Raw genomic sequence first — 22,361 nt, 5'->3', positions numbered from 1 at the left:
CCGTTATGCTACATCCGGCAAGTTCACTAGATCGCTGCGCGTTACCCCCGCGGTAAACGCATTACACAACGCTAAAAACTCGCGCATGCCAGTTGTTTGATACTTTTGCTTATGCCACAAAAAATAAAAATTGCGGCTGAGATCCAGACTTGGCGTGGCAATCGGCACTAAACTACCTCGTCTAAATGCATCTTTGAGCGCCAAGCGCGAAATACAGCCAATGCCTAAGCCAGATTCAACTGCGCGCTTAATCGCTTCTGTATGTTCAAGCTCTAATCGAATTTTGAGTCTGGAATGCATGCTGTGAAAAGCTTTATCAAACGTTTCACGCGTCCCAGATCCCTTTTCGCGCAAAATCCAGGGCTCTTGTAATAGTTGCTCCACACTCACCTGTTTCTGATTGGCCAATGGGTGATTGGGTGCGCCGAACACGACCAGCTCATCGGCGATCCATGGCTGCACAGCAATATCCGGATGATTACAATCGCCCTCGATCAAGCCTAGGTCTAGCTCGTGGTTAGCAATTTGCTGCACAATGGTTTGCGTATTGTGCACTTGCAACTGAATACGGCTTTCCGGATGATCTTGTAAAAACTTGGCAACCAATATGGTAGCCAAATAATTGCCCACGGTAAGTGTCGCGCCAATGCGCATATGGCCAAATCCAGCATGGCCTTGTAGTAAGTGTTCGATCTCTTTGGCACGATCTAACAGCTCCACAGCGCGTGGTAATAGCTGCAATCCCGTTTCATTGATGCGCAGCGCTTTACCTCCACGATCAAATAGTTGCAAATCGAATTGGCGTTCTAATTCGCTTAATGCCGTACTGGTCGCTGATTGAGACAATGACAAATCGTCTGCAGCGCGTGACACACTGGCAGTGCGGCTAATCGCCACAAATATCTCTAATTGTCTTAAGCTAAATTTCATCGTCCTTTGTATCTATTTTGTAGATACATTTTATCAATACAATCCATTTGGTAAATATTATACGCTACTGTAAAATACGCAGCAATTACAAAGGATTTCTGACATGAAAATACTGGTCGCAGTCAAACGTGTGGTTGATTATAACGTCAAAGTACGCGTGAAAGCAGATGGCTCTGATGTGGATACGCAGGGCGTAAAAATGAGCATCAATCCATTTGATGAAAATGCTATTGAAGAAGCAATTCGCCTCAAAGAAAAAGGCATCGCCAGCGAAATTGTCGCAGTATGCATCGGCAATGCTGCACATCAAGATGTGCTCAGACACGCACTCGCGATGGGGGCTGACCGTGCCGTATTGGTGGAAAGCGATAGCGAGGTACAGCCATTAGCTGTCGCTAAGTTACTCAAAGCCGTGGTAGAAAAAGAGCAACCGCAGCTGATTTTACTGGGCAAACAAGCTGTGGATGATGATGCTGGCCAAGTGGGTCAAATGCTTGCCGCGCTCTTGGATTATCCACAGGGTACATTTGCTTCAGCCATTGAGATTGCTGGCAATGAAGCGACTGTGACACGCGAAGTAGATGGCGGCACGGAAACACTGGCCTTGCAATTGCCCGCTGTTGTCACTGCAGATTTACGTTTGAACGCACCGCGCTTTGTCAAACTGCCCAATTTAATGATGGCGAAAAAGAAAGTGATTGAAACGCTTGCAGCGAATACGCTGTCAGACGACATCACACCACGCGTACGCTTATTAAGTGTTGCCGAACCGCCTGCAAGAAAAGCGGGGATTAAGGTCAATAGCGTGACTGAGTTATTAGAAAAATTGCGCGCGCATGAAGGGATATCACTATGAGCACTACCGCTAACAAAACATTGATTTTGGCAGAGCATGATGGCCGCTCCTTATCAGAGGGCGTATATCACGCCGTGGCCGCGGCCGCTTTTTGGAACCAGCCTGTAGAGTTATTGGTACTGGGGCATGATGCAAACTCTATTGCACAGGCCGCCGCCACGATTCAAGGCGTAAGCCACGTTATCTACAGCGATAGCACAGCATTTGCGCACACGCTCGCTGAAGATGCAGCCAAGCTGATTTCACAATTAGGGCGTGATTATTCCGTTATCCTTGCTGCGCATTCTGCCTTTAGCCGCAATATTCTGCCGCGTGCTGCCGCATTGCTGGATGTCGCCATGATCTCTGACGTATTGGAAATTCAAGCGAACAAAACGTATGTACGTGCCGTGTATGCAGGCAATATTTACACCACCGTACAAAGTAGCGATACATTGCAGATACTGACGATACATAGCAGCCGTTTTCCGCAGGCTGCCCGTACGCAAGCACCGGCTGAAATCGATACGATAGCAGCACTGCCCGCCACACCTGCATCACGCTGGGTTTCTGAATTCCGTAGCCAATCAGAACGCCCACCACTCAGCTCCGCTAAAGTGGTCATTTCTGGTGGCCGCTCATTGGGTAGCGCAGAACATTTTGAGCAAATTCTTGCGCCATTGGCCTCTAAATTAGGCGCTGCACTCGGCGCTACGCGCGCCGCAGTAGATGCAGGTTTTGCACCGAATGATATTCAGGTCGGCCAAACTGGCGTGACTGTAGCACCAGAGTTATATATTGCGGTTGGCGTTTCTGGCGCCGTACAACACACATACGGCATGAAAGACAGCAAAGTGGTCGTGGCGATTAACCAAGACCCTGATGCCCCTATTTTCCAAGTAGCAGACTACGGCTTGGTGGGTGACTTATTTGAAGTCGTGCCATCACTCACTGCCTCCATTCAATCACAACCATAAGAATTTAATTCATGAGCAAATACACTTCTGAACGCGTATTGAGCGTTCACCACTGGAACGATACTTTATTTAGTTTTACAACGACGCGTGACCCTGGCCTGCGTTTTGAAAATGGCCAATTTGTGATGATTGGGCTTGAGGTGGATGGCATCCCCCTCACCCGCGCTTACAGTATTGCCAGCCCAAACTATGAAGAGCATTTAGAGTTCTTTAGCATTAAAGTGCCCAATGGCCCGCTCACTTCAAGGCTCCAGCACCTGAAAGTCGGTGACGAGTTGCTCGTCAGCAAAAAACCGACCGGTACGTTGGTGATTCATGACTTAACGCCTGCCAAACACCTTTACTTTCTTTCTACCGGCACTGGCTTGGCGCCTTTCATGAGTTTGATTCAAGACATTGAAGTATATGAGCGCTTTGAAAAAGTGGTGTTAATTCACGGTGTGCGGAATGTGAATGAACTGGCTTACGCAGACTTTATTGAAAACGTACTGCCCAATAACGAGTTTTTTGGTGATGAAGTCAAACAAAAGCTCATTTACTACCCAACCGTCACCAGAGAACCTTTCCGTAATCAAGGCCGACTTACCGATCTGATCAACAGTGGCAAACTGTTTGACGATATTGGCCTGCCGCCATTAAGCCCTGAACATGACAGAGCCATGATATGCGGTAGCCCGCAAATGCTCAAAGACACAGAAGCGCTACTGGATGCACGCGGTTTCCGTGTATCGCCACGTATTGGCGACCCGGCAGACTATGTGATTGAGCGCGCATTCGTTGAAAAATAATCAGGAGATCAACTGACGCAGAAAATAACACATGCACTGAAAAAGTGCACAGTGTAAAATCAGCGTCTATTGAATCCAACGAGCTTTACATGATCAGACTATATGATTGGCTGTCTGGCTTTGTACCGGAAGCCATCGTCATTTCCAACCGTGAGCGCTTGCGCGCTGCTATCGGTGCATTTGCAGGTATCGCGCTAACAGCCGTATCTACATACCTTATCACCGGCGAACTCTCCAGTGTCCCTTACTTGATTGCCCCTATGGGGGCTTCCGCGGTACTACTGTTTTCATTACCAGCCAGCCCATTAGCACAACCATGGTCATTATTAGGTGGCAATCTGGTTGCCGCATTAGTCGGCGTCACCTGCGCCATATGGATTCCCAATCCCATGTTGGCAGCTTCGATTGCTGTGGGCGCCTCCATTTTACTGATGTTATGCATGCGTTGCCTGCACCCCCCAAGTGGCGCGGTTGCACTCACCGCAGTGTTGGGCGGGCCAGCCATTCATGCGTTAGGGTATTGGTTTGTAGCTGCGCCGGTAGCACTGAATTCTGTCATTCTGATTATCACCGCCATCGTTTTTCATACCACCACCCGGCACGAATACCCACACCATGCTCGGCATAGAAAAAAAGAGGCTGCCAACGAAACCATTCCACCGGAATTGCGGTTTGGGTTTACCACAGATGACTTGAATGAAGTATTGAAAGAAAATAACGAGCTGTTGTATATCAGCCGTGATGATCTGGAAAAACTGTTTCAACAAACCGAGATGCATGCGTATCGCAGACGCTTTGGTGAAATCAAATGCCGCGACATCATGTCGACAGAGGTAATTAGCGTAGAGTTTGGTACAGAACTGGAAGAGGCTTGGGCGTTGATGCGCCAGCATAAAATCAAGGCGCTGCCCGTGGTCAATAAAAGCAACTTGGTCATTGGTATCATCACGCAAATTGATTTTATGAAAAATGCAAACCTTGAGGTGTATGATAATTTTGAAGTCAAACTCAAGCAATTCATCCGACGCACCGCTGGCCATCATGCAGACAAACCAGAAGTCGTCGGTCAAATCATGAGCTCACCCGTAGTCACGGCGAGCGCCGATATGCATATCATTGAGCTAATTCCGCTGATGACGCAAGGCCGAGTATTGCACCATATTCCGGTCGTCGATAGTGAGCAGAGGCTTGTGGGTATCGTCACGCAGTCAGATTTGGTCTCTGCGCTCTATCACGGGCGATTGGCCAACCTCAGAACGCTGGGCTTGTCATCCTAACAGCGGATTACTTTCGCTTTTGTTGGTACAGCAACTCGTCTGCAACACCCAGCAGCTCGCCAATAGAATCAACAGACTCAGAGAACGCAACGCTGCCAATAGACATACCTATATTCACTTCGTTGCCATTGGATAACGTCAGTGGCGCAGATACCGCATAGGCCATCCTCGAGGTGATGGTATCTTTAAACTGACTACAGTCGCCACGCACAATCAAACCAAACTCATCGCCACCTAAACGCGCTAGCAAATCTTCTGCCCTAATTTCATTGAGCATGCGTTGCGACACTTCCTGTAACACCTCATCTCCTGCGGGGTGCCCAAAGGTATCATTGATCCATTTAAAATTATCCAAATCCATCAAGTACAACTTAAAGGCAATCTTGCTACGTTTGGCATGTGAGATTTCCGCATTGAGCACACGCTCAAAGTGCACACGATTAGGTAAGCCGGTCAATTGATCTGTCATGGCCAATTTTTGCAGCTGCGTGGCAGTTTTACGGCTTTCTATTGCCAGAATCACAAGTTTGGCAAAGTCTTTTAACAACTGCTTTTCTGCATCGGACAGTGTTCTGGGTTTTGTATCGGCTACGGCAATGGTCCCAAGCGCATAGCCCTGTTGATTGATGAGTGGCGCGCCCGCATAAAATCTTAAATTGGGGGCGTTGGTCACCAGCGGGTTATGCACAAACCGAGCATCTTTTGTTAAATCTTCGCTGACCAGCACCTCATCTGGTCGCATAATGGCATGCGCACAAAATGCAATACTACGATCAAGATGTGTGACACCCAAACCGATTTGTGACTTAAACCATAATCGCTCGGAATCCATCAGCCCAATCACGGCGGCTGGCATTTTCAAAGCATTGGCTGCAACACTGGCTAGCGTATCAAAGTCCATTTCTGGCAACGAATCCAAAATATCATACGCATACAATGACGCAACGCGCTGAGGCTCATTGGCAGGTACTGGACATGATACTGATTGGCGCATTGAAAGCACTCCTTAACACAGTCACAAAGACTTAACAGCGTGCGAGCCAACGCAGACGCGGCTGATGGCTTTACTTTACACATTTTTAGCGAGCCCATCAAATATTCGCTCACTATTTATTTACCGTATAAATTATTGCATTGTTGTGCTGATACAAAACGGCTGCAATAGTGATTTCAGTGATTAAGCAGTGTGCCTAAATTAATTGGCTGGAAGTGTGGCTGCATTTAGTAAGCTATCGAATTGTGCAATAGGCACAGGCTTGCTAAACAAATACCCTTGAAATGCTTTACATCCATTGGCCAGCAATATTTGTAATTGCGCCTCTGTCTCCACGCCCTCCGCAATCACATCCAAGCCCAAATTTAACCCTAGGGTAATAATCGCGCGTACGATGCTAGCATCATTGGGATCAGTCATCACATCACGCACAAAGGACTGGTCAATTTTTAGCTGATCGAGTGGCAAACGTTTTAAGTAAGAAAGCGAAGAATAACCCGTACCAAAATCATCTAAAGAGAAGCCCACGCCTTTGGCTTTGAGTGCAGACATTTTAACAATGATGTCTTCTACATTTTCCACCAACATACTTTCCGTCAGTTCTAACTTCAACTTCGTAGGGTCTACACCTGTTCTATCTAGCAGTGCAATCAGCTTTTCTGCAAAATCCGCTTGTAAATATTGACGCGCGCTCACATTCACAGCAAGCACCAAGTGTGCAGTATGCGGCTGTGCGGCCCAAGCCAATAACTGTTTACAGGCGGTTTCAAGTATCCACTGGCCAATCGGCAAGATCAGGCCTGAATCTTCGGCCAATTGAATAAACTGGCCGGGCATCACCAATCCACGGTCAGGATGATGCCAGCGAATCAAAGTTTCTGCGCCAATCACATGCCGTGCGCTATCCATCTGTGGCTGGTAATACAACTCAAACTGCTGATAGCGAATCCCCAAATGCAAATCTCCCTCAAGAGATACACGGTCATTGACCACGGCTTGCATTTGCGGGTCAAAGAATCGGTAGGTATTGCGGCCGGAGCTTTTGGCTTTGTACATCGCCAAATCTGCACGCCTTAATAGTTCATCCACAGTGGTGGGCTGTTGGTAGTTAAACAGCGTAACGCCAATACTAGGCGAGCTGTGATGCACATATTGCTTTAAATGAAACGGCTTTTTAAAGCTATTGAGTATTTTTTCACACACTGCGCTGGCCTGTACTGCCGCCTCTTGCAGGTTTTCATCAAGCTCGTCAATAATCACCACAAACTCGTCGCCGCCCAACCGGCTCACGGTATCGGTTTCCCGTACACACGCCACCACGCGCTGCGCCACCTCAATCAGTAATAAATCACCCACATCATGCCCGTGCGTGTCGTTGAGTGATTTAAAGTTGTCCAAATCAATAAAGATAACCGCGCCAGCGTGATGTGTACGTGTGCTGGAAGCAAGGCGCTGCTCTAGGCGATCTAGCAACAATTGCCGATTGGGCAAGTTGGTCATTGGGTCGTAAAATGCCAACTGCTGAATTTTGCTTTCGGCCTGCTTACGCTGCGTAATATCACGCTCGACTGCTACCCAATGGGTATACCAGCCAGTGTCATCGCTGATTGGGACAATATCCAACTCCAGCCAAATCTCTTCGCCGGACTTTTTATAGTTAATCACCTCGGCCCGTACTGGCTGCCAAGCTTCAAGCGCCTGCCTCATTTTTCTTAACTCTTCTTTTTGCGTATGCTCGCCTTGCAATATGCGTGGCGATTTACCAATCACTTCTTCGCGGCTATATCCGGTCACCCGCTCAAAGGCATCATTGACGAAAAGAATACGCGGCCCACCAGCGTCAATCGGCTCAGCCTCGGTAATCATCACAACATCATTCAGTCTGGCAATCCCGGTCTCCAGTAAGCGTAAATGTTGTTGCGACTGGTGGCGCTCGATGGCAATACCAAGCAAGTGGGAAAGTGCATCCACTAACTCCAGCTCAGCATCGGTTGGCCCCGCCACTGTTTGGTAATACACGGCAAACGTGCCTAGTACTTTTTGTTTGCTCGAAAAGATAGGAGAGGACCAACAGGCTTTTAGACCAAAGTCTGTCACCAAGTGTTGGTAACTTTCCCACAGCGGGTCTTGTGCAATGTCAGTGACAACGACCCGTCTTTTTTCATATGCGGCAGTTCCGCACGAGCCTGCCCGCGCACCAATGGTGAGTCCGTGCAGTTGTGTCACATAGCGAGAGTCCAACTTAATCGAGACGCCATCCGCCAGATGCATTTCGTCATGATCCAGCAACATGACAGAACACAAACAGTGTGGGAACTGCGCCTCTATCAATGCTACTGCGGCATGCAATATCTCATTCAGAGTTGCATCGACGGCAATTTTTTCTAAAATGGCACGTTGCCCCATTTTAAATGCTTCTAATTTCTTACGTTCGGATATGTCTTGAAAAGCACCTTGCAATCGGACAATATTGCCATACGCATCGCGCACTGGTTGCCCAATAGTGCGCACCCAAATTCGGCGACCTAAAGCCGTGATTTTTTCCAGCTCCAAGTCGTATGGCTCGCCCTGATGAATACAGTCGTGCACAGCTTTTTGAATGATATGGCGATGCTCTGGCACAAAGTAACTTACGCCCTCTTCAATACTGGGCGTATAGCCGGCCGGCAAATCATGAATGGCCGCGACTTCATCCGACCACAGCACGCGCTGTTCCTCTAGCTCTAAAATCCACCCCCCTAACCTTGCCGCCTCACCGGCAATTTTGAGCAGCTCCTCCGCGTGCTCTCGCCTTAGGACTTCGTCTTGAAGGGCTTTTGTTCTAATACGTACTTTTCTACGAATTTGTAAATTCCATACCGATACAGTACCTATCAATGCAAGTAACGCCAGCCCTAACCCACCTAACCAGCGTGCAGCACTTGCATCCATATTGCTTTTGGGGTGATAGATAAAGCCATCCAACACATAGCGTTTGGGGATCATGTTGAGGTCTGACAGTGTTTTTGCTATATGCGCCCAACGCTCTTGATTCATATGCCCCACTTCAACAATGTCAGACATCACATAGGGCCTCATGGCATAAGCCTCTCTCAATAAGGTGTCGTGGGTGATACCGTTTTTTGAAACACTTTCTTTTTTGAGAATGAGGTCAGCCAACTCCTCCGGATGGCTAAATGCATAATTCCAGCCTTTTTTGGTGGCGCGCAAAAATGCTTCTACACGCTCAGGATGGGTGCGAATTTCTTGCTCAGTGGTAAACAGAATATCGCCATAGAAATCCACCCCAAACTTTTGTGTACTTAATATGGCAGGCGAATAACCTTGTAATTCCAGCTGTATCGGCTCAACAGAAGCATAAGCAGACATGACATCCACCTTACCTTGCGTTAAGTCATTCAAGTTCCAAGTGTGAGGCACGATCTTCAGCAGCTTCATATCAATGCCCTGCTTATTCATCATGGCTATAAACTGCGCTTCGCCCAAACCATTCGAGAGCATGATGCGTTTGCCAATTAAATCTTGAGGACTAAATATTTGCTGCTCGCGCAAGCTCAACAGCACATAAGGAGAGTGTTGGAAAGTAGAGGCAATTGCAACAATCGGCTTGCCTGCCACACGATCAATGAGAATATCGGAATCGCCAATGGCATAGGTTGCAGCACCGGCCAGCAGTTGCTTGACAGGCGGCCTTTGCTTGCCACCTTCAATAATCTCCACATCTAGATTTTCTTGCCGGTAGTAGCCTTTTTCTAAGGCAGCATAATAACCAGCAAACTGAAATTGATGGTGCCACTTTAATTGCAGCTTCACTTGACTGCGCGCGTCCGCTTGCATGCCAGTAGCCATAAGCAGACAACCCACACACCAAGTAGTTAAATAAAGCTTAAATTGCAACACGCGCATTGATTCAGGCACCCTAATGAATGATGTACATTCAATTTTGATCACATGTAATACGATATAAATTAAACACGCCACCACCATTGCCCACAGGCATACCCAACCATTCGCTTATACCAGTGAAGACTTTACGCGTATTCCATCACAAAGTCTTATCGAATAGCTACAGAAAAACCTGCTTAATATAGCTATTGCGCAAATAGTTTACCGTACAAGTCATTTATTGGCATTACTTTGTATCATGAGAATTTGGCAAAGAAACCGATATGTGAATGCAATTGGCATGTGCCACAACAACACATGCCAATTGTTTAAGTCTGAGCCTAGAGAGTGATTAGATCAGAGATGTGTTAGATATGGATGCGTGTGCCCAACTCAATCACACTGTTGCTAGGGATATTGAAATAACTCACTACACTGCCTGCATTGCGCGACATAGTCGCAAACAGTTGATCTCGCCAATGGGCCATTTTTCCACCAGGGCCAGGCACTACCGTTTCGCGACTCACGAAATAAGAGGTGTTAAAAGCATCTAAACGATAATCCCCTATTTCACAGCCTGCCAGCGCCTGTGGAATATCCGGAATTTCCATAAAGCCATAGGCTAATTTAATTTGCCAGAACCCATTACCCAAGCCATGTATCTGCATCCTTTGTAAAGGGTTCACTTTGGGCACGTCTTTAAACAGCACGGTCAACACAATATTACGCTCATGCAGCACCTGATTATGTTTCATATTGTGGAGCAACGCTTGTGGCACAACATCTACATCGGCGCTTAAAAACACAGCTGTGCGTGCAACTCTCACCCGCTTATCTTGTGTAATCATGCGCACAAAATCTTCTAGCTTTGGGTCACCCTCATGCATGTGTTGAAACAATATCTCACGCCCTTGTTTCCATGTCCACATCACCAGTACCAGCAACATGGCGAGCGCCACCGGAAACCAACCGCCCTTGAAAAACTTAACCGAACAGGATGCCAACAACAACACATCTAACAATATAAATAGACTGGTAGCGCTCAATGTCAGCCACAGTGGATAATGCCACTGATGGCGTAACACAAAATACGTCAGGATTGTGGTGATGAGCATGGTACCGGTCACCGCAATGCCATAGGCAGCAGCAATCGCCGATGAATTTTGAAAGGCAATTGCAGTGACCACCACTGCAATCAACAACAGCCAGTTGATCATAGGAATATAAATCTGACCGGATGCACTGGCAGAGGTATGGGTGATTTTCATTCTAGGCAAAAAGCCCAATTGAATGGCTTGCTGCGTGATGGAATACGCACCGGAAATCACAGCTTGCGATGCAATGATGGTGGCGACTGTTGCCAGCATCACTGCCGGGATAAGTAACGATGGTGGAAATGCCAAATAGAACGGGTTACTCACTGCTGCCGGATTGGCTAACAGCAGCGCCCCTTGGCCTAAGTAATTAAGGGCAAGACCTGGCAACACCAAGCCGGTCCAAGCAATCCGGATGGCCGGTTTGCCAAAATGCCCCATATCCGCATACAGGGCCTCTGCCCCAGTGATGGCCAACACCACAGCCCCTACTGCTAAAAACACACCTGCGCCACGTGCTGCTAAAAATTGTACGGCATACAACGGATTCAGTGCTTGTAATATCACAGGATTCTGCATGACGTGGTAAGCCCCAACCGCGCCCAACACAGCAAACCAAACCACAATAATGGGGCCAAATAACTTGCCAACCGTATGCGTGCCGTGCCGTTGAATGGCAAATAAGGCCATCAATATCCCAATCGATATCGGCATTACCCAGGTAGTTAAATTAGGTGTGATTAAACTCAACCCCTCTACGGCAGATAGCACAGAGATTGCCGGGGTAAGAATGCTATCGCCATAAAACAAGGCAGCCCCAAACACGCCCAAACCTAGCAAGAGCTTTTTACTACGTGGCGTCTGACTAGCACTAGATACGGCGAGTGCCAGCAGCGCCATGATGCCGCCTTCCCCACGATTATCTGCGCGCAACACCAGCACCACGTATTTGAGCGTGACTACCAGCATCAATGCCCAAAACACGGCTGAGATGGCACCAATAATATTGGTTTGTGTAAGGGCGATGCCGGTCGATGTGCTAAAGATTTCTTTAATGGTATACAGCGGGCTGGTGCCGATATCTCCATAAACAACGCCAATGGCGCCTAAGGTCAGTCCGGCAAGCCCTTTGGATGCGGTTTGTGTATGCATATATTTCCTTGATGAATGATGACCATGCCATTCAATCAGTGGAGATATATCAATCACATAAACATTGCCTATATTTTAAAGTGCGTTAGGCAGACGCTAACCGGTAGCCAACGCCCGCTTCTGTCAGAATAAAACTAGGCGCTGCCGTATTGGTTTCTATGCGCGCGCGCAGGCGCCCCATGTGTATTCGTAAGTAATGCGTATCATCCACATATTCTGCACCCCACACCTCCGTGAGCAGTTGTCGGTGCGAATAAGCCTTACCCGGTTTTCTAGCCAAAATGAGTAACAGCTTCAGCTCTATCGGCGTAAGGTGTAAGGCTTCATCGTTGAGCGTGACCGCTTGATGCTCTCGATCAATCATCAAAGGACCTATGCGCACAATATGATCGCGTAAAGACATCATGGTACTGCGCTTTAATGCTACTTTGACGCGCGCGACTAACTCATGCACCCCAAATGGCTTGGCTAAATAATCATCTGCACCATCGGTAAAACAATCTACTTTTTCCTGCTCCATTTGCCTTGCCGATAGCACCAAAATGGGAATATCTGATTGCTGTCGCGCTTCACGGATAAACTGGCGGCCATCGCCATCCGGCAAATTCAAATCTAAAATCACCAGCGCGGGTTTGGTTTCAAAAAATGCGGCGGTCGCCTGCGCTAACGTGCGGCTGGTTTTCACAACATACCCCTGCGACTGCAAACTGAGCTGTAGAAAATCACTGATTTGTACATCGTCTTCAATCACATGGATCAATGGTTTTTCTAACATGTTAGCAGCCATTCAGTCTCTACTATAGGTCGCATCGTCAAGCCTCAAACCGCATACGTTGAAAGCGCAGCGTGACGCGCGCGCCAGACTGGCTTGAATCCTCCGGATGGTTTTCAATGATGAGCTGTGCCTCATGTAACTTTGCAATCAATTGTACAATCGGCAGGCCCAAGCCTAACCCGTGCGCGCGCTTGGTCGAAAATTTTTTAATCTGCGTCACTTCAAACCCTGCAGCAAAGCCTGGGCCTTGGTCTATTACAGACACATCTAACCATGCATCTTCTGCACTCACCTCCAGCACAATTGGCGCGTCCACCGTGCTGGCTTGCTTGGCATTGTCAATCAGGTTAATAAGCGCTTGTGTCAATAAATGGGCATTGGCTTTGATCAGTGCATCACTGACATCTATGCGCGTTTGGATATTCAAAGCCTCGCCACGCTGTTGATAATGGGTCATTACAATCCCAATAATTTCCTCCGGCGATTGCCAATCCATGGGAATACTCAATGGCGTAGAAGCCTCTAAACGGATGAGCGATAAGATATTTTCTGTCGTGGTACTTAAATACGTCGCCTGCGTGGCAATCATCGCAGCCAAATGGCTGATCTGCTTGTCTTGCTGAATCAGCGGAAACTGCTGCAATGCGGTCGATGCGCCTAAAATGGCTGTCAATGGTGTACGCATATCGTGCGAAATAGAGGCGAGCAGTGCATTTTGCATCGCCTCTTGCTGCGCCTGCCACTCCGCTTGTTTTGCACGTGCATGATGTTGCACCCGTTGATATGCTTGTGACACTTGCTCGACATGGGACTGGATAGCAGCCAATGTGCTTTTATTCAGCGCCGCCACATCGGGGAGCTGTTCATGTGCAATCCACATACTCGGCAAGGTACTGGGCAATCGGCTAAATGGAATCAGCCAATAACGACTTTCTGGCCAGTTTTGTGTAAATGGGCCAATCGTTTGCCCAGTCGAAGTCACCCAAGCCAATGCATGCGGATCTGGCCCTTGCAGTACATCAGCGAGTGCGTGCTGTGCGCCTACCACTTGAAATGCCATGTGATACTGCCCTGATAGCAGCTCACAGGCTTCTTGCGCGAGCAGTTGCAGATCATCCATCACCGCTAGCCGCTCAGATAACTTTCTCGCAAACTCCGCATGCTTAGAAGCTGCCATAAATAAGGCGGTTTGAGACTGTAACCGCTTAACCAAAGAAGCAATGACCACAGCTACCACCAGAAAACTGATGAGGCTTGCCCATGACGCCACACTCCCCACTTGGAATGTATAGGTAGGCGCAATGAAAAAATAGTTAATCGCCACAAAAGCGGCGCCAACCGAGATAAGTGCAAGGGCTATTTCAAAGAAATAAGCCGCGACCACCACCACAAGTAAATAGATCATGACCACGCCTGTGGTACTCAACACTTGTTGGTAATGATGGCCAACCCAAGTAGCGAGTGTTAGCAATAGGCATATGGCTGCCCACTGAATTAGCCTAGGGTGAGGTTTCAACGCTTATCTTTCATACAAGTCAACATCATCGCTCTCGTTCAGTCATGCAATGAGCATACGCCAAGCCATACGATGCAATCAAGTCTTGCAGAATTTTTAGGCAGTACAGAGCGGACTATCGACGAAATGCTCATCAAACTGAAACAATTGATACGTAGACTGGCGCTATTCAACAAGAAAACTTCACAGGAGAATACGATGAAATTATTGAATAAGTTACGTGATTTAAGAAATGAACGCATACAAGCCATGGAAATGCATCGTGCAAATTATGCGCATGAGGCGATTGGTTTAGGCACTGTCACGGTATATGACATTGTGCGTTTACATGCAGAAATGGATACTTACGAACGTTTATACCAACAACGTGTAGAGCGCTAAAATACTGCGCTAATAAGCGTTTCTGTCTTTAAATACCAGTAAGATGGTACGCACGATAATTTTCAAGTCTAAAGACAAAGACCAGCTTCTCAAGTAGTCTAAATCGAACTCAATACGCGCTTCCATTTTATCGACAGTATCTGTCTCGCCGCGCAGGCCATTCACCTGTGCCCAGCCTGTAATGCCCGGTTTCACTTTGTGGCGAATCATGTAGCCTTTAATCACTTTACGGTACATCTCATTGTGCGCAACCGCATGCGGCCTTGGCCCGACAATACTCATGCGGCCTTGTAACACATTGATGAACTGCGGCAATTCATCCAAAGAAGTCTTACGAATAAAGCGGCCAAACCGTGTAATGCGTACATCGTTTTTAGTGGCCTGTGTGACTTTATCGCCATTCTCTTCTACCGTCATGGATCTAAATTTATAGACCAAAATTTCTTCGGCATCTAAGCCATATCGGCGCTGCTTGAACAACACCGGCCCTTTAGAGCTTAGTTTCACGCCAATCGCCACTGCCAATAAAACGGGTGAAATCAGTAACAGGATAATCAGTGATAGCACAATATCACTCGCGCGTTTAATAAAGCCGTTGAAGCCAGAGAATGGTGTTTCACACACCGCCACCACAGGAATACCACCGACATCGTCAATACGTGCTTGGATCAAATCAAACACAAAAATATCCGGCACAAAGTAAATAGACACTGTGGTGTCTTTTAAGCCGTCCAGTAAATCGAGCACCCGAGGCTGCGAAGTCATTGGTAACGCGATGTAAATAATATCAATGCTGTTTTTACGCACATAGTCAGACAGCTCGCTGATTCTACCCATCAGCTGCAAACTATTATGATCTTCCAGCACAGTACGGCTGAGATCGCGGTCATCAAAGAAGCCTTTGAATTGTAGACCTAGTTCCAAATCACTATCCATGCGATCACGCAATTGCATGCCCTGATTACCCACACCCACAATCACCGCATTGCGCGTGACAGCTTCGCGATACAGGTTACTGGTCAGGTAGCTATCGACCGCAATATGTACCAATAAAATCAGTATGGGTGTGATGAGCACCCAATACATAATCATATTGCGTGGAAATACATTGAGGTAACTGGTGGAATAACCGAAGAATAAAATGACCGCAACGATGAAAAACCAGTCGGTGAGGATACCTATAAACTGCTGCCAGATGGAGGTGTTTTTATACCAAGTGCCAGGAAAGCTAATGGCAAAAATCAGCATGGCGATCAGATAGTATTTCTCATCCAATTCCTCGCCAAAGTACACACTGAGCATGACGAGAGAAGCAATCATCAATACTGGGTCTGCCAGCATCTTGATCAAAGACTGGATAGTCAGTTCTTTACTATAAACTAACGGCTGTGATGACTTCATTATATTATTGAGTAACAAGTTGGTGCGGTTGAATCTATTTTACGCGCACCGCTTCAATTATTCTGTTTTATATCCTAATGGGTTATGAGATTGCCAACGCCACGTATCAGCACACATTTGCGCGAGATCTCTTGATGCAGTCCATCCCAGCAAAGTTTTTGCCAATGCTGGATCAGCATAATTCAACGCAACATCTCCAGCTCTACGCGGCATGAACTCATAAGCAATTTCAATGCCAGATTCTTTGGAAAATGCGTTCACCACGTCCAATACACTGTAGCCATGACCTGTGCCTAAATTCACCGTCAATAAGTTAGGCGCTTTTTCCAAGTAGCGCAACGTTGCCAAATGCCCCTCGGCTAAATCCACCACATGAATATAATCACGCACGCCGGTACCGTCATGGGTGGGATAGTCATTGCCAAATACTCTTAATTTTTTTAACTTACCCACAGCAACCTGGGCTACATAGGGTAGCAAGTTGTTCGGAATCCCATTGGGATCTTCCCCAATCATGCCGCTCTCATGCGCGCCTATTGGGTTAAAGTAACGCAGGATCCCAATACGCCAAGTATTATCAGCCTGATAAATATCCCGGAGCATATGCTCAATCATCAGCTTAGTTTGCCCATACGGGTTAGTCGCACTCAAAGGGAAATTTTCACGAATCGGCACCGAAGCGGGGTCACCATACACGGTGGCAGATGAACTAAATACGATGGTTTTGACATCAAACTCAGCCATGACCTGCAATAAACTCAAGCTACCTGCCACGTTATTATCGTAGTACATCATGGGCTTTTCAGTGGATTCGCCCACTGCTTTTAAGCCTGCAAAATGAATCACACTTGAAATCGAGTACTTGCTAAACAGGTCTCTCAGGACGGTTTTATCACGAATATCGCCGATAATCGTTGGGAACTCGACACCTGATATCTGTTGAATGCGCGCCAGCGATGTGGATTGGCTGTTAGAGAAGTTATCCAATACGACAATCTCTTGGCCAGATTGTAGCAATTGCAGGCAAGTGTGGGAGCCTATGTAGCCGGCGCCGCCGGTGACTAATACGGTCATAGATAAATGCTAATTCTAGTAATAAGTAATCAAAAGCTTACAAGTAATTGTTTTGAATTACCATAGCCCGTTTGTATCGTATGAAATCAAACAGAATTAATATTTCCAGTAGTGGTCCACCAACAAGGCAGCAAAGATCAAGCTCAAATAAAGAATCGAGTATTTGAATGTTCTTTTAGCCAGATCATCCGAATATTGACGATACAAGCCAATCACATAAGCCAAAAATACGGCATTCAATACCAGTGAAGACACCAAATAAATCAGACCACTCATGCCTAAGCCATACGGCATCAGTGAAACCACCACTAAAATAATGGTGTAGAGCAGGATGTGCAGCAAGGTAAATGCTTCGCCGTGGGTGACCGGAAGCATCGGCATACCTACTTTGGCGTACTCTTCACGGCGATACAATGCTAACGCCCAAAAATGCGGCGGCGTCCAAGCAAAGATAATCAAGAACATAATGAGTGATTCAGGGGATACGTTATTGTTCACCGCTGCCCAGCCAAGTATCGGCGGCATCGCGCCGGATGCTCCACCAATCACGATGTTCATGGGCGTTGCGGGCTTAAGAAACACGGTATAAATCACTGCGTAGCCAACAAAGGTGGCAAAGGTGAGCCACATGGTCAGTGGATTCACGAATAGATATAAAATTGCCAAGCCTACACCACCCAAAATGGTGGCAAATACCATAGTTTCTTTATTGGAAACCTGTCCAGTTGGCAAAGGTCGGCCACGTGTGCGCGCCATCACTGCATCAATTTTGTGTTCAATCAAACAATTAAAAGCAGCGGCAGCACCGGATGAAAATGCAACGCCGATGGTGGTAGCGATAAGAATATCCCACGGCACCATTCCCGGTGTGGCCATAAACATGCCGATGAGTGCGGTAAATACAATCAGCGCTGTTACACGTGGCTTGCATAGCGCATAGAAATTTTTAACACTGACGCCAAACGCATCTAACTGATTTGCAAAACTCACACTCAATTCAAACTCTTTTCTGTCTTTAATGCCGCATTGCACTAACGCGACTGCGCGGTAATTTTTGAATTCAACAATACGACAATCACAACGAGTAACGCCGCACCAAAGTTGTGGCCAACCGCTAGCACCAAAGGCAGATGCAATAACAGGTTAGCGATACCCAAACTAATCTGGGCTAACAGCACGCACAACAACGCAATACTTAATGTTTTTAATTGGCCGTATTTTAAACCATTTACTGCCATAAAACCTAAATAAATCAATGTAATGACTGCACCGATACGGTGTGTCCATTGAATCGCAGTGAGGGATGCCAAGGTAAGATTTCCACCATCCGCACTTTCACCTAATTCGCGATGCAAGTGAAACGCATCTTTAAAATCCATGGCCGGCAGCCATTGTCCGTGACAGGTAGGGAAGTCAGTACACGCCAATGCTGCATAGTTAGTACTGGTCCATCCACCCAAAAAGATTTGGGCAAACAAGACCAATAAGGCAACCCGTATCAGCCAGTAATAGCTGGCTGGAATCATATGGCGTCCAATTTGCGTCCCCCAATGCCGGTGCGCAATCCATACTAATATGGCCAACGTGCTCATGCCGCCTAATAAGTGTGCACTGACCACTACTGGTTTTAATAATAGGGTGACTGTCCACATGCCCAATAAGGCTTGAAACACAATGAGGCCAGCTAAGCCAGTGGTCACCCAAGGCGAGGTGCGAATGGATGATTTGTTTTTCCAGCCCAATATAAACAATGCAAGCACCATCAAGCCCAATACAGCAGCAACATAACGGTGTGCCATTTCCTTCCAAGCTTTCCCAGCCTCTACCGGCGCATGGGGGTACACCGTCTGCGCTTGCGCAATAGCGTCTACACTTTGTGGCACTGTCAAAGCACCATAGCAGCCTGGCCAGTCCGGGCAACCCAGTCCGGCGTCAGACAATCGAACATACGCCCCCAACGACACTAAACACAGAGCAGTGAGCATAGCGATAAGACTTAATCGTTTAAATATCATGATACGTTTATCCCGCCCAAGAGAATTTGAGTAGTCGAACCAAATCTTTCCGAATATTGGCTGCTGGGGTCGTTTGCGGATAGCTCATCATCAGATGACCTAGCGGATCCACAAAATAAATGCGGTTGCCCACTAGCGCATCTTCGGCCTGAATATTAAATTGTTTGGCCAGCGCATCGATACTCTCTACGGATTGATTCAAAATCAGCATATCCGGATACATCGTCTGCATTGCATTCACATCAGCTTGATGCGTTATCAGTACGCGTTGCACACGGATAATGTCTTTATACGTCGACACATGGATTTGACGCATATCGTGCAGTTTATTTAAGCATGATTGCTCACAGGCATTGGCCACATACACCATATTCCATTTGTCGCCCCAAAACTTGGGCAGCGCCGTACCTTTCACATCCAATAAGTGTGCATCGGCCTGAAGTAGGCGTGGTGGTTGCACTAACTCACCAAGACTTTGGCCACCAGGTCGCCAATCCATTTTAATCATGGTGACGACCACAACGATGGGCACGATAAAGAAAACCGCCATCATCAAAAATATCATGCGGCCGCGACGTTGCTGCGCAGCCTCTATATTCAATTCATTTTGCATAATCTACTCTTTTGTTTGCACGCGTTTCACGCTGGTATATAAATAAATCGCTAGGGTAGCGAAAGCAAATCCAAACCATTGATAGGCATAACCCAGATTGGTCATGATTTTACTGGGTGGCATTTGCCAGTTTCTTACAAACCCATCTTTTGCCACGGTTGGGTCCAGTTTGATAATGACATCCAATATCGGAATGGGTGCCAGCTGATGATATTTTTTCATATCCAAATGCTGCCACACCAGCGTCCATGGTTTATTCTGTTCAGCCGCCGTATTCGGTTTTTCTTCAAGCGTAAATATTTTACTAGAAGGAATCCACACCATGCCCTTAATTTCTTGTGTTGTTGTCGATGTATCAAATACAGGTAAGGCTTGGTGATCAGCAGCGCCTACAACCCAGCCACGATTGATCAACACATAGCGCTCAGTACCCTCTATTTTAAAAGGCGTCACGACATGAAAACCGGCCTGACTATCCTCAACCTGATTATCAATCAGTATCTGATACTGCGTCTCATAATGGCCGGAAACCTGCACTTGCTGAAACTGTAATGCTTCAGGCGCATTCAAATGATCTGTTAACTGGGCAATTTTTTTCGTTAAGCTGGTTTGATATTGGTCTTGAATCGCCTGTTTAGTCGCCGCTTTATGGTATTGCCATAAACCAAGTTTGATAAACAGTGGAATACATACCAGCACAATCAGTATGCTGATCCAATTTGTTTCAAACCGCCAGTTGCCCTTAAACGAATTGTACAGAAAGTTAAATTGCATTTTTAATTAGCCAGTCGCATAATCTTTAAAGTAAACATATTGGACATTATCATGTGGATTAAAATTGCAACCGTACTCGTGTTAATCATCATTGTCAGCAGCCTGTTCTCGGCACTGTTTTTTTTAATGAAAGACAAAAGAGGCAATGACCGTACAGTAAAAGCGCTAACTGTGAGAATTGGGTTATCCATTACCTTATTTGCTGCATTGATTATCGCCGCTTATTTTGGGCTTATCGGACACTCGCTTTAACGCAAATGCCAACATAAATAAAAAGGGCGATGCATTGCATCGCCCTTTTTTCATTCTACCGATTACAGCATGTAAACAAAGATAAACAAGCCTAACCACACCACATCCACAAAGTGCCAGTACCAAGCCACACCTTCAAAACCAAAGTGATGCTCAGGCGTAAAGTGGCCTTTCATGCAACGTAATAAGATCACAATCAACATGATTGTACCAATGGTCACATGGAAACCATGGAAGCCAGTCAGCATAAAGAATGTAGCGCCATAAGCACCGCTACCAAGCGTTAAGCCCATTTCAGTATACGCATGATGGTATTCCATGCCTTGGCAAATCAAGAAGGCTATCCCTAATGCTACTGTTAAGAACATACCAATAATTAATTGCGTACGATTGTTCTTAATCAAACCCCAATGTGCCCAAGTAATGGTCGCGCCAGAAGTTAATAACAAAATGGTGTTGATCAGTGGCAAACCAGACCAGTGCATTGGTTTAAAAGCAGGGTTTGGTGTGTATTCTGCACCTAGTACATGACCACCCGGACCTTGTGAAGGCCAAACAGCCAAAAAGTCTTTGTAGGGCGTGATGTCTGGTGCGTAACTCGCCAAATCGGGTACAGACAGTACGCGCATGTAGAATAAAGCACCGAAGAAGGCTGAGAAAAATGCCACTTCTGAAGCAATAAAGACCACCATACCCCAGCGGAATGACTTGTCTTCCCAGCTCTTGTATTTACCGGTCATACTCTCAGTAATCACAGTGCCCAGCCACTTGAACATCATGAATACCACAACGGCTAAACCAAAGTACATCATCCAGTGGCCAGGACCCTCAAGGTAAGCCAGCGACTTGCCGCCACGATCCGTTGCGACAGAAAATATAAATCCTGAAGCCATTGATAACAAACCAGCAGAAAGTATTGAAGGATAAATACTTCCGTGTGGCACAAAATATTGATTTTCAGAATGTGTTGCCATGCGCTAACTCCCAAGCATACTAATATTTATATTTAACAACGATTAAACTGCGTATTACTTTACTGCTTCATTACTTACCCGGTGCTTTAAAGAATGAGTATGACAGCGTCAATTCCTTCACATCTTTTGGCAAATCAGGACTGATAAAAAACCTTAACGGCATTTCTTTTGTTTCACCAGACTTTAAGGCCTGATTCACGAAACAAAAACACTCGATTTTCTTTAAGTGCGTTGATGCTTTACCTGGCGTTACACTTGGCACCGCCTGACCAGACACAGTTTCACTGGTCGTATTTTTTGCCACAAACAATACCGTTTCAATCTGACCAGGGTGTAGCGTCACACTCGTTTGTTTGGGATAAAAGTTCCAACCCAAACCAGGCATCACTGCAGACACAAACTGTACCGTCACCATTCTTGAAGCATCTACTTTTGCTTTTGCCAACGTCGCCGCGGTATTGTCAGTTTTACCATTTAAACCGGTAATCGAACACAACACATCGTACAAAGGCACTAATGCAAAAGCAAACAGCAACGAGCCAATGACCACATACAGTACTTTGATGGCCAATTTTTTGTTGGCAGCTTTCTGCTCTGTCGAATGATGCTCAGCCATTGAACCCACACCTACAATGACATTTACCGGTCAAAATC

At 46.6% G+C, this 22,361-nt stretch carries 20 protein-coding genes; 6 read left to right on the top strand and 14 right to left on the bottom strand.

Annotated features, from left to right (window positions below):
- Positions 1–3 precede the first annotated feature (3 nt).
- On the bottom strand, positions 4–930 hold the full coding sequence (locus A3Q3_RS0111760; RefSeq protein WP_020183787.1) for a LysR family transcriptional regulator: 927 nt from the start codon (positions 928–930) through the stop codon (positions 4–6).
- A 103-nt stretch (positions 931–1,033) separates the two neighbouring features.
- Here A3Q3_RS0111760 and A3Q3_RS0111755 point away from each other — a divergent pair, with 103 nt between their 5' ends.
- From A3Q3_RS0111755 to A3Q3_RS0111740, 4 genes are all read left to right on the top strand, one after another.
- Positions 1,034–1,786: an electron transfer flavoprotein subunit beta/FixA family protein gene (locus tag A3Q3_RS0111755; protein ID WP_020183786.1), complete on the top strand. Its 753-nt coding sequence runs from the start codon at positions 1,034–1,036 to the stop codon at positions 1,784–1,786.
- The gene (locus A3Q3_RS0111750) at positions 1,783–2,742 is read left to right on the top strand and encodes an electron transfer flavoprotein subunit alpha/FixB family protein (RefSeq protein ID WP_020183785.1); all 960 of its coding nucleotides are present in this window, start codon (positions 1,783–1,785) and stop codon (positions 2,740–2,742) included. Before A3Q3_RS0111755 ends, A3Q3_RS0111750 begins: the two co-directional genes overlap by 4 nt.
- Positions 2,743–2,753: 11 nt before the next feature.
- The gene (locus A3Q3_RS0111745; RefSeq protein WP_020183784.1) at positions 2,754–3,530 is read left to right on the top strand and encodes a ferredoxin--NADP reductase; all 777 of its coding nucleotides are present in this window, start codon (positions 2,754–2,756) and stop codon (positions 3,528–3,530) included.
- A gap of 89 nt (positions 3,531–3,619) precedes the next feature.
- On the top strand, positions 3,620–4,807 hold the full coding sequence (locus A3Q3_RS0111740; RefSeq protein WP_020183783.1) for an HPP family protein: 1,188 nt from the start codon (positions 3,620–3,622) through the stop codon (positions 4,805–4,807).
- Between the two features lie 7 nt (positions 4,808–4,814).
- Here A3Q3_RS0111740 and A3Q3_RS0111735 read toward each other — a convergent pair whose 3' ends face one another.
- The 5 genes from A3Q3_RS0111735 to A3Q3_RS0111715 form a co-directional block, all read right to left on the bottom strand.
- On the bottom strand, positions 4,815–5,801 hold the full coding sequence (locus A3Q3_RS0111735; RefSeq protein WP_020183782.1) for a sensor domain-containing diguanylate cyclase: 987 nt from the start codon (positions 5,799–5,801) through the stop codon (positions 4,815–4,817).
- 201 nt (positions 5,802–6,002) lie between these two features.
- Complete coding sequence (locus A3Q3_RS0111730) at positions 6,003–9,650, bottom strand: EAL domain-containing protein (protein ID WP_198288918.1); 3,648 nt, start codon at positions 9,648–9,650, stop codon at positions 6,003–6,005.
- Between the two features lie 404 nt (positions 9,651–10,054).
- A complete protein-coding gene (locus A3Q3_RS0111725; protein ID WP_020183780.1) occupies positions 10,055–11,932 on the bottom strand; it encodes a potassium transporter Kup in 1,878 nt (625 codons plus the stop codon).
- An 85-nt stretch (positions 11,933–12,017) separates the two neighbouring features.
- Positions 12,018–12,707, bottom strand: coding sequence for a response regulator (locus A3Q3_RS0111720; RefSeq protein ID WP_026361902.1), 690 nt, complete (start codon positions 12,705–12,707; stop codon positions 12,018–12,020).
- Positions 12,708–12,744: 37 nt separating this feature from the next.
- A complete protein-coding gene (locus tag A3Q3_RS0111715; RefSeq protein WP_081623280.1) occupies positions 12,745–14,223 on the bottom strand; it encodes a DUF4118 domain-containing protein in 1,479 nt (492 codons plus the stop codon).
- 72 nt (positions 14,224–14,295) lie between these two features.
- On the opposite strand from A3Q3_RS0111715, the gene A3Q3_RS13940 reads away from it, so the two are divergent.
- Positions 14,296–14,604: a hypothetical protein gene (locus A3Q3_RS13940; protein WP_020183777.1), complete on the top strand. Its 309-nt coding sequence runs from the start codon at positions 14,296–14,298 to the stop codon at positions 14,602–14,604.
- Positions 14,605–14,613: 9 nt separating this feature from the next.
- Here A3Q3_RS13940 and A3Q3_RS0111705 read toward each other — a convergent pair whose 3' ends face one another.
- The 6 genes from A3Q3_RS0111705 to A3Q3_RS0111680 all read right to left on the bottom strand — a co-directional run bounded on the left by A3Q3_RS0111705 (position 14,614) and on the right by A3Q3_RS0111680 (position 20,481).
- Complete coding sequence (locus A3Q3_RS0111705; RefSeq protein ID WP_020183776.1) at positions 14,614–16,005, bottom strand: undecaprenyl-phosphate glucose phosphotransferase; 1,392 nt, start codon at positions 16,003–16,005, stop codon at positions 14,614–14,616.
- Positions 16,006–16,062: 57 nt separating this feature from the next.
- Positions 16,063–17,079: a UDP-glucose 4-epimerase GalE gene (gene galE / locus A3Q3_RS0111700; protein ID WP_020183775.1), complete on the bottom strand. Its 1,017-nt coding sequence runs from the start codon at positions 17,077–17,079 to the stop codon at positions 16,063–16,065.
- Positions 17,080–17,175: 96 nt separating this feature from the next.
- On the bottom strand, positions 17,176–18,075 hold the full coding sequence (cyoE, locus tag A3Q3_RS0111695; protein WP_051086479.1) for a heme o synthase: 900 nt from the start codon (positions 18,073–18,075) through the stop codon (positions 17,176–17,178).
- A gap of 35 nt (positions 18,076–18,110) precedes the next feature.
- The gene (locus A3Q3_RS0111690) at positions 18,111–19,094 is read right to left on the bottom strand and encodes a heme A synthase (protein WP_033424961.1); all 984 of its coding nucleotides are present in this window, start codon (positions 19,092–19,094) and stop codon (positions 18,111–18,113) included.
- A 7-nt stretch (positions 19,095–19,101) separates the two neighbouring features.
- On the bottom strand, positions 19,102–19,707 hold the full coding sequence (locus A3Q3_RS0111685; RefSeq protein WP_020183772.1) for a hypothetical protein: 606 nt from the start codon (positions 19,705–19,707) through the stop codon (positions 19,102–19,104).
- 3 nt (positions 19,708–19,710) lie between these two features.
- The gene (locus A3Q3_RS0111680) at positions 19,711–20,481 is read right to left on the bottom strand and encodes an SURF1 family protein (protein WP_020183771.1); all 771 of its coding nucleotides are present in this window, start codon (positions 20,479–20,481) and stop codon (positions 19,711–19,713) included.
- A 51-nt stretch (positions 20,482–20,532) separates the two neighbouring features.
- On the opposite strand from A3Q3_RS0111680, the gene A3Q3_RS0111675 reads away from it, so the two are divergent.
- A complete protein-coding gene (locus tag A3Q3_RS0111675; RefSeq protein WP_020183770.1) occupies positions 20,533–20,733 on the top strand; it encodes a twin transmembrane helix small protein in 201 nt (66 codons plus the stop codon).
- Positions 20,734–20,795: 62 nt separating this feature from the next.
- Here A3Q3_RS0111675 and A3Q3_RS0111670 read toward each other — a convergent pair whose 3' ends face one another.
- Entirely contained in the window at positions 20,796–21,707 is a 912-nt protein-coding gene (locus tag A3Q3_RS0111670; RefSeq protein ID WP_020183769.1) for a cytochrome c oxidase subunit 3, read from the bottom strand.
- Between the two features lie 70 nt (positions 21,708–21,777).
- Positions 21,778–22,323: a cytochrome c oxidase assembly protein gene (locus tag A3Q3_RS0111665; protein WP_020183768.1), complete on the bottom strand. Its 546-nt coding sequence runs from the start codon at positions 22,321–22,323 to the stop codon at positions 21,778–21,780.
- Positions 22,324–22,361 lie beyond the last annotated feature (38 nt).

It is taken from the genome of Methylotenera sp. 1P/1 (assembly GCF_000384355.1).
Lineage (GTDB): Bacteria > Pseudomonadota > Gammaproteobacteria > Burkholderiales > Methylophilaceae > Methylophilus.
The sequence above is the reverse complement of the archived record's forward strand: the minus strand, read 5'-3'. Positions and strand labels throughout refer to the sequence as shown.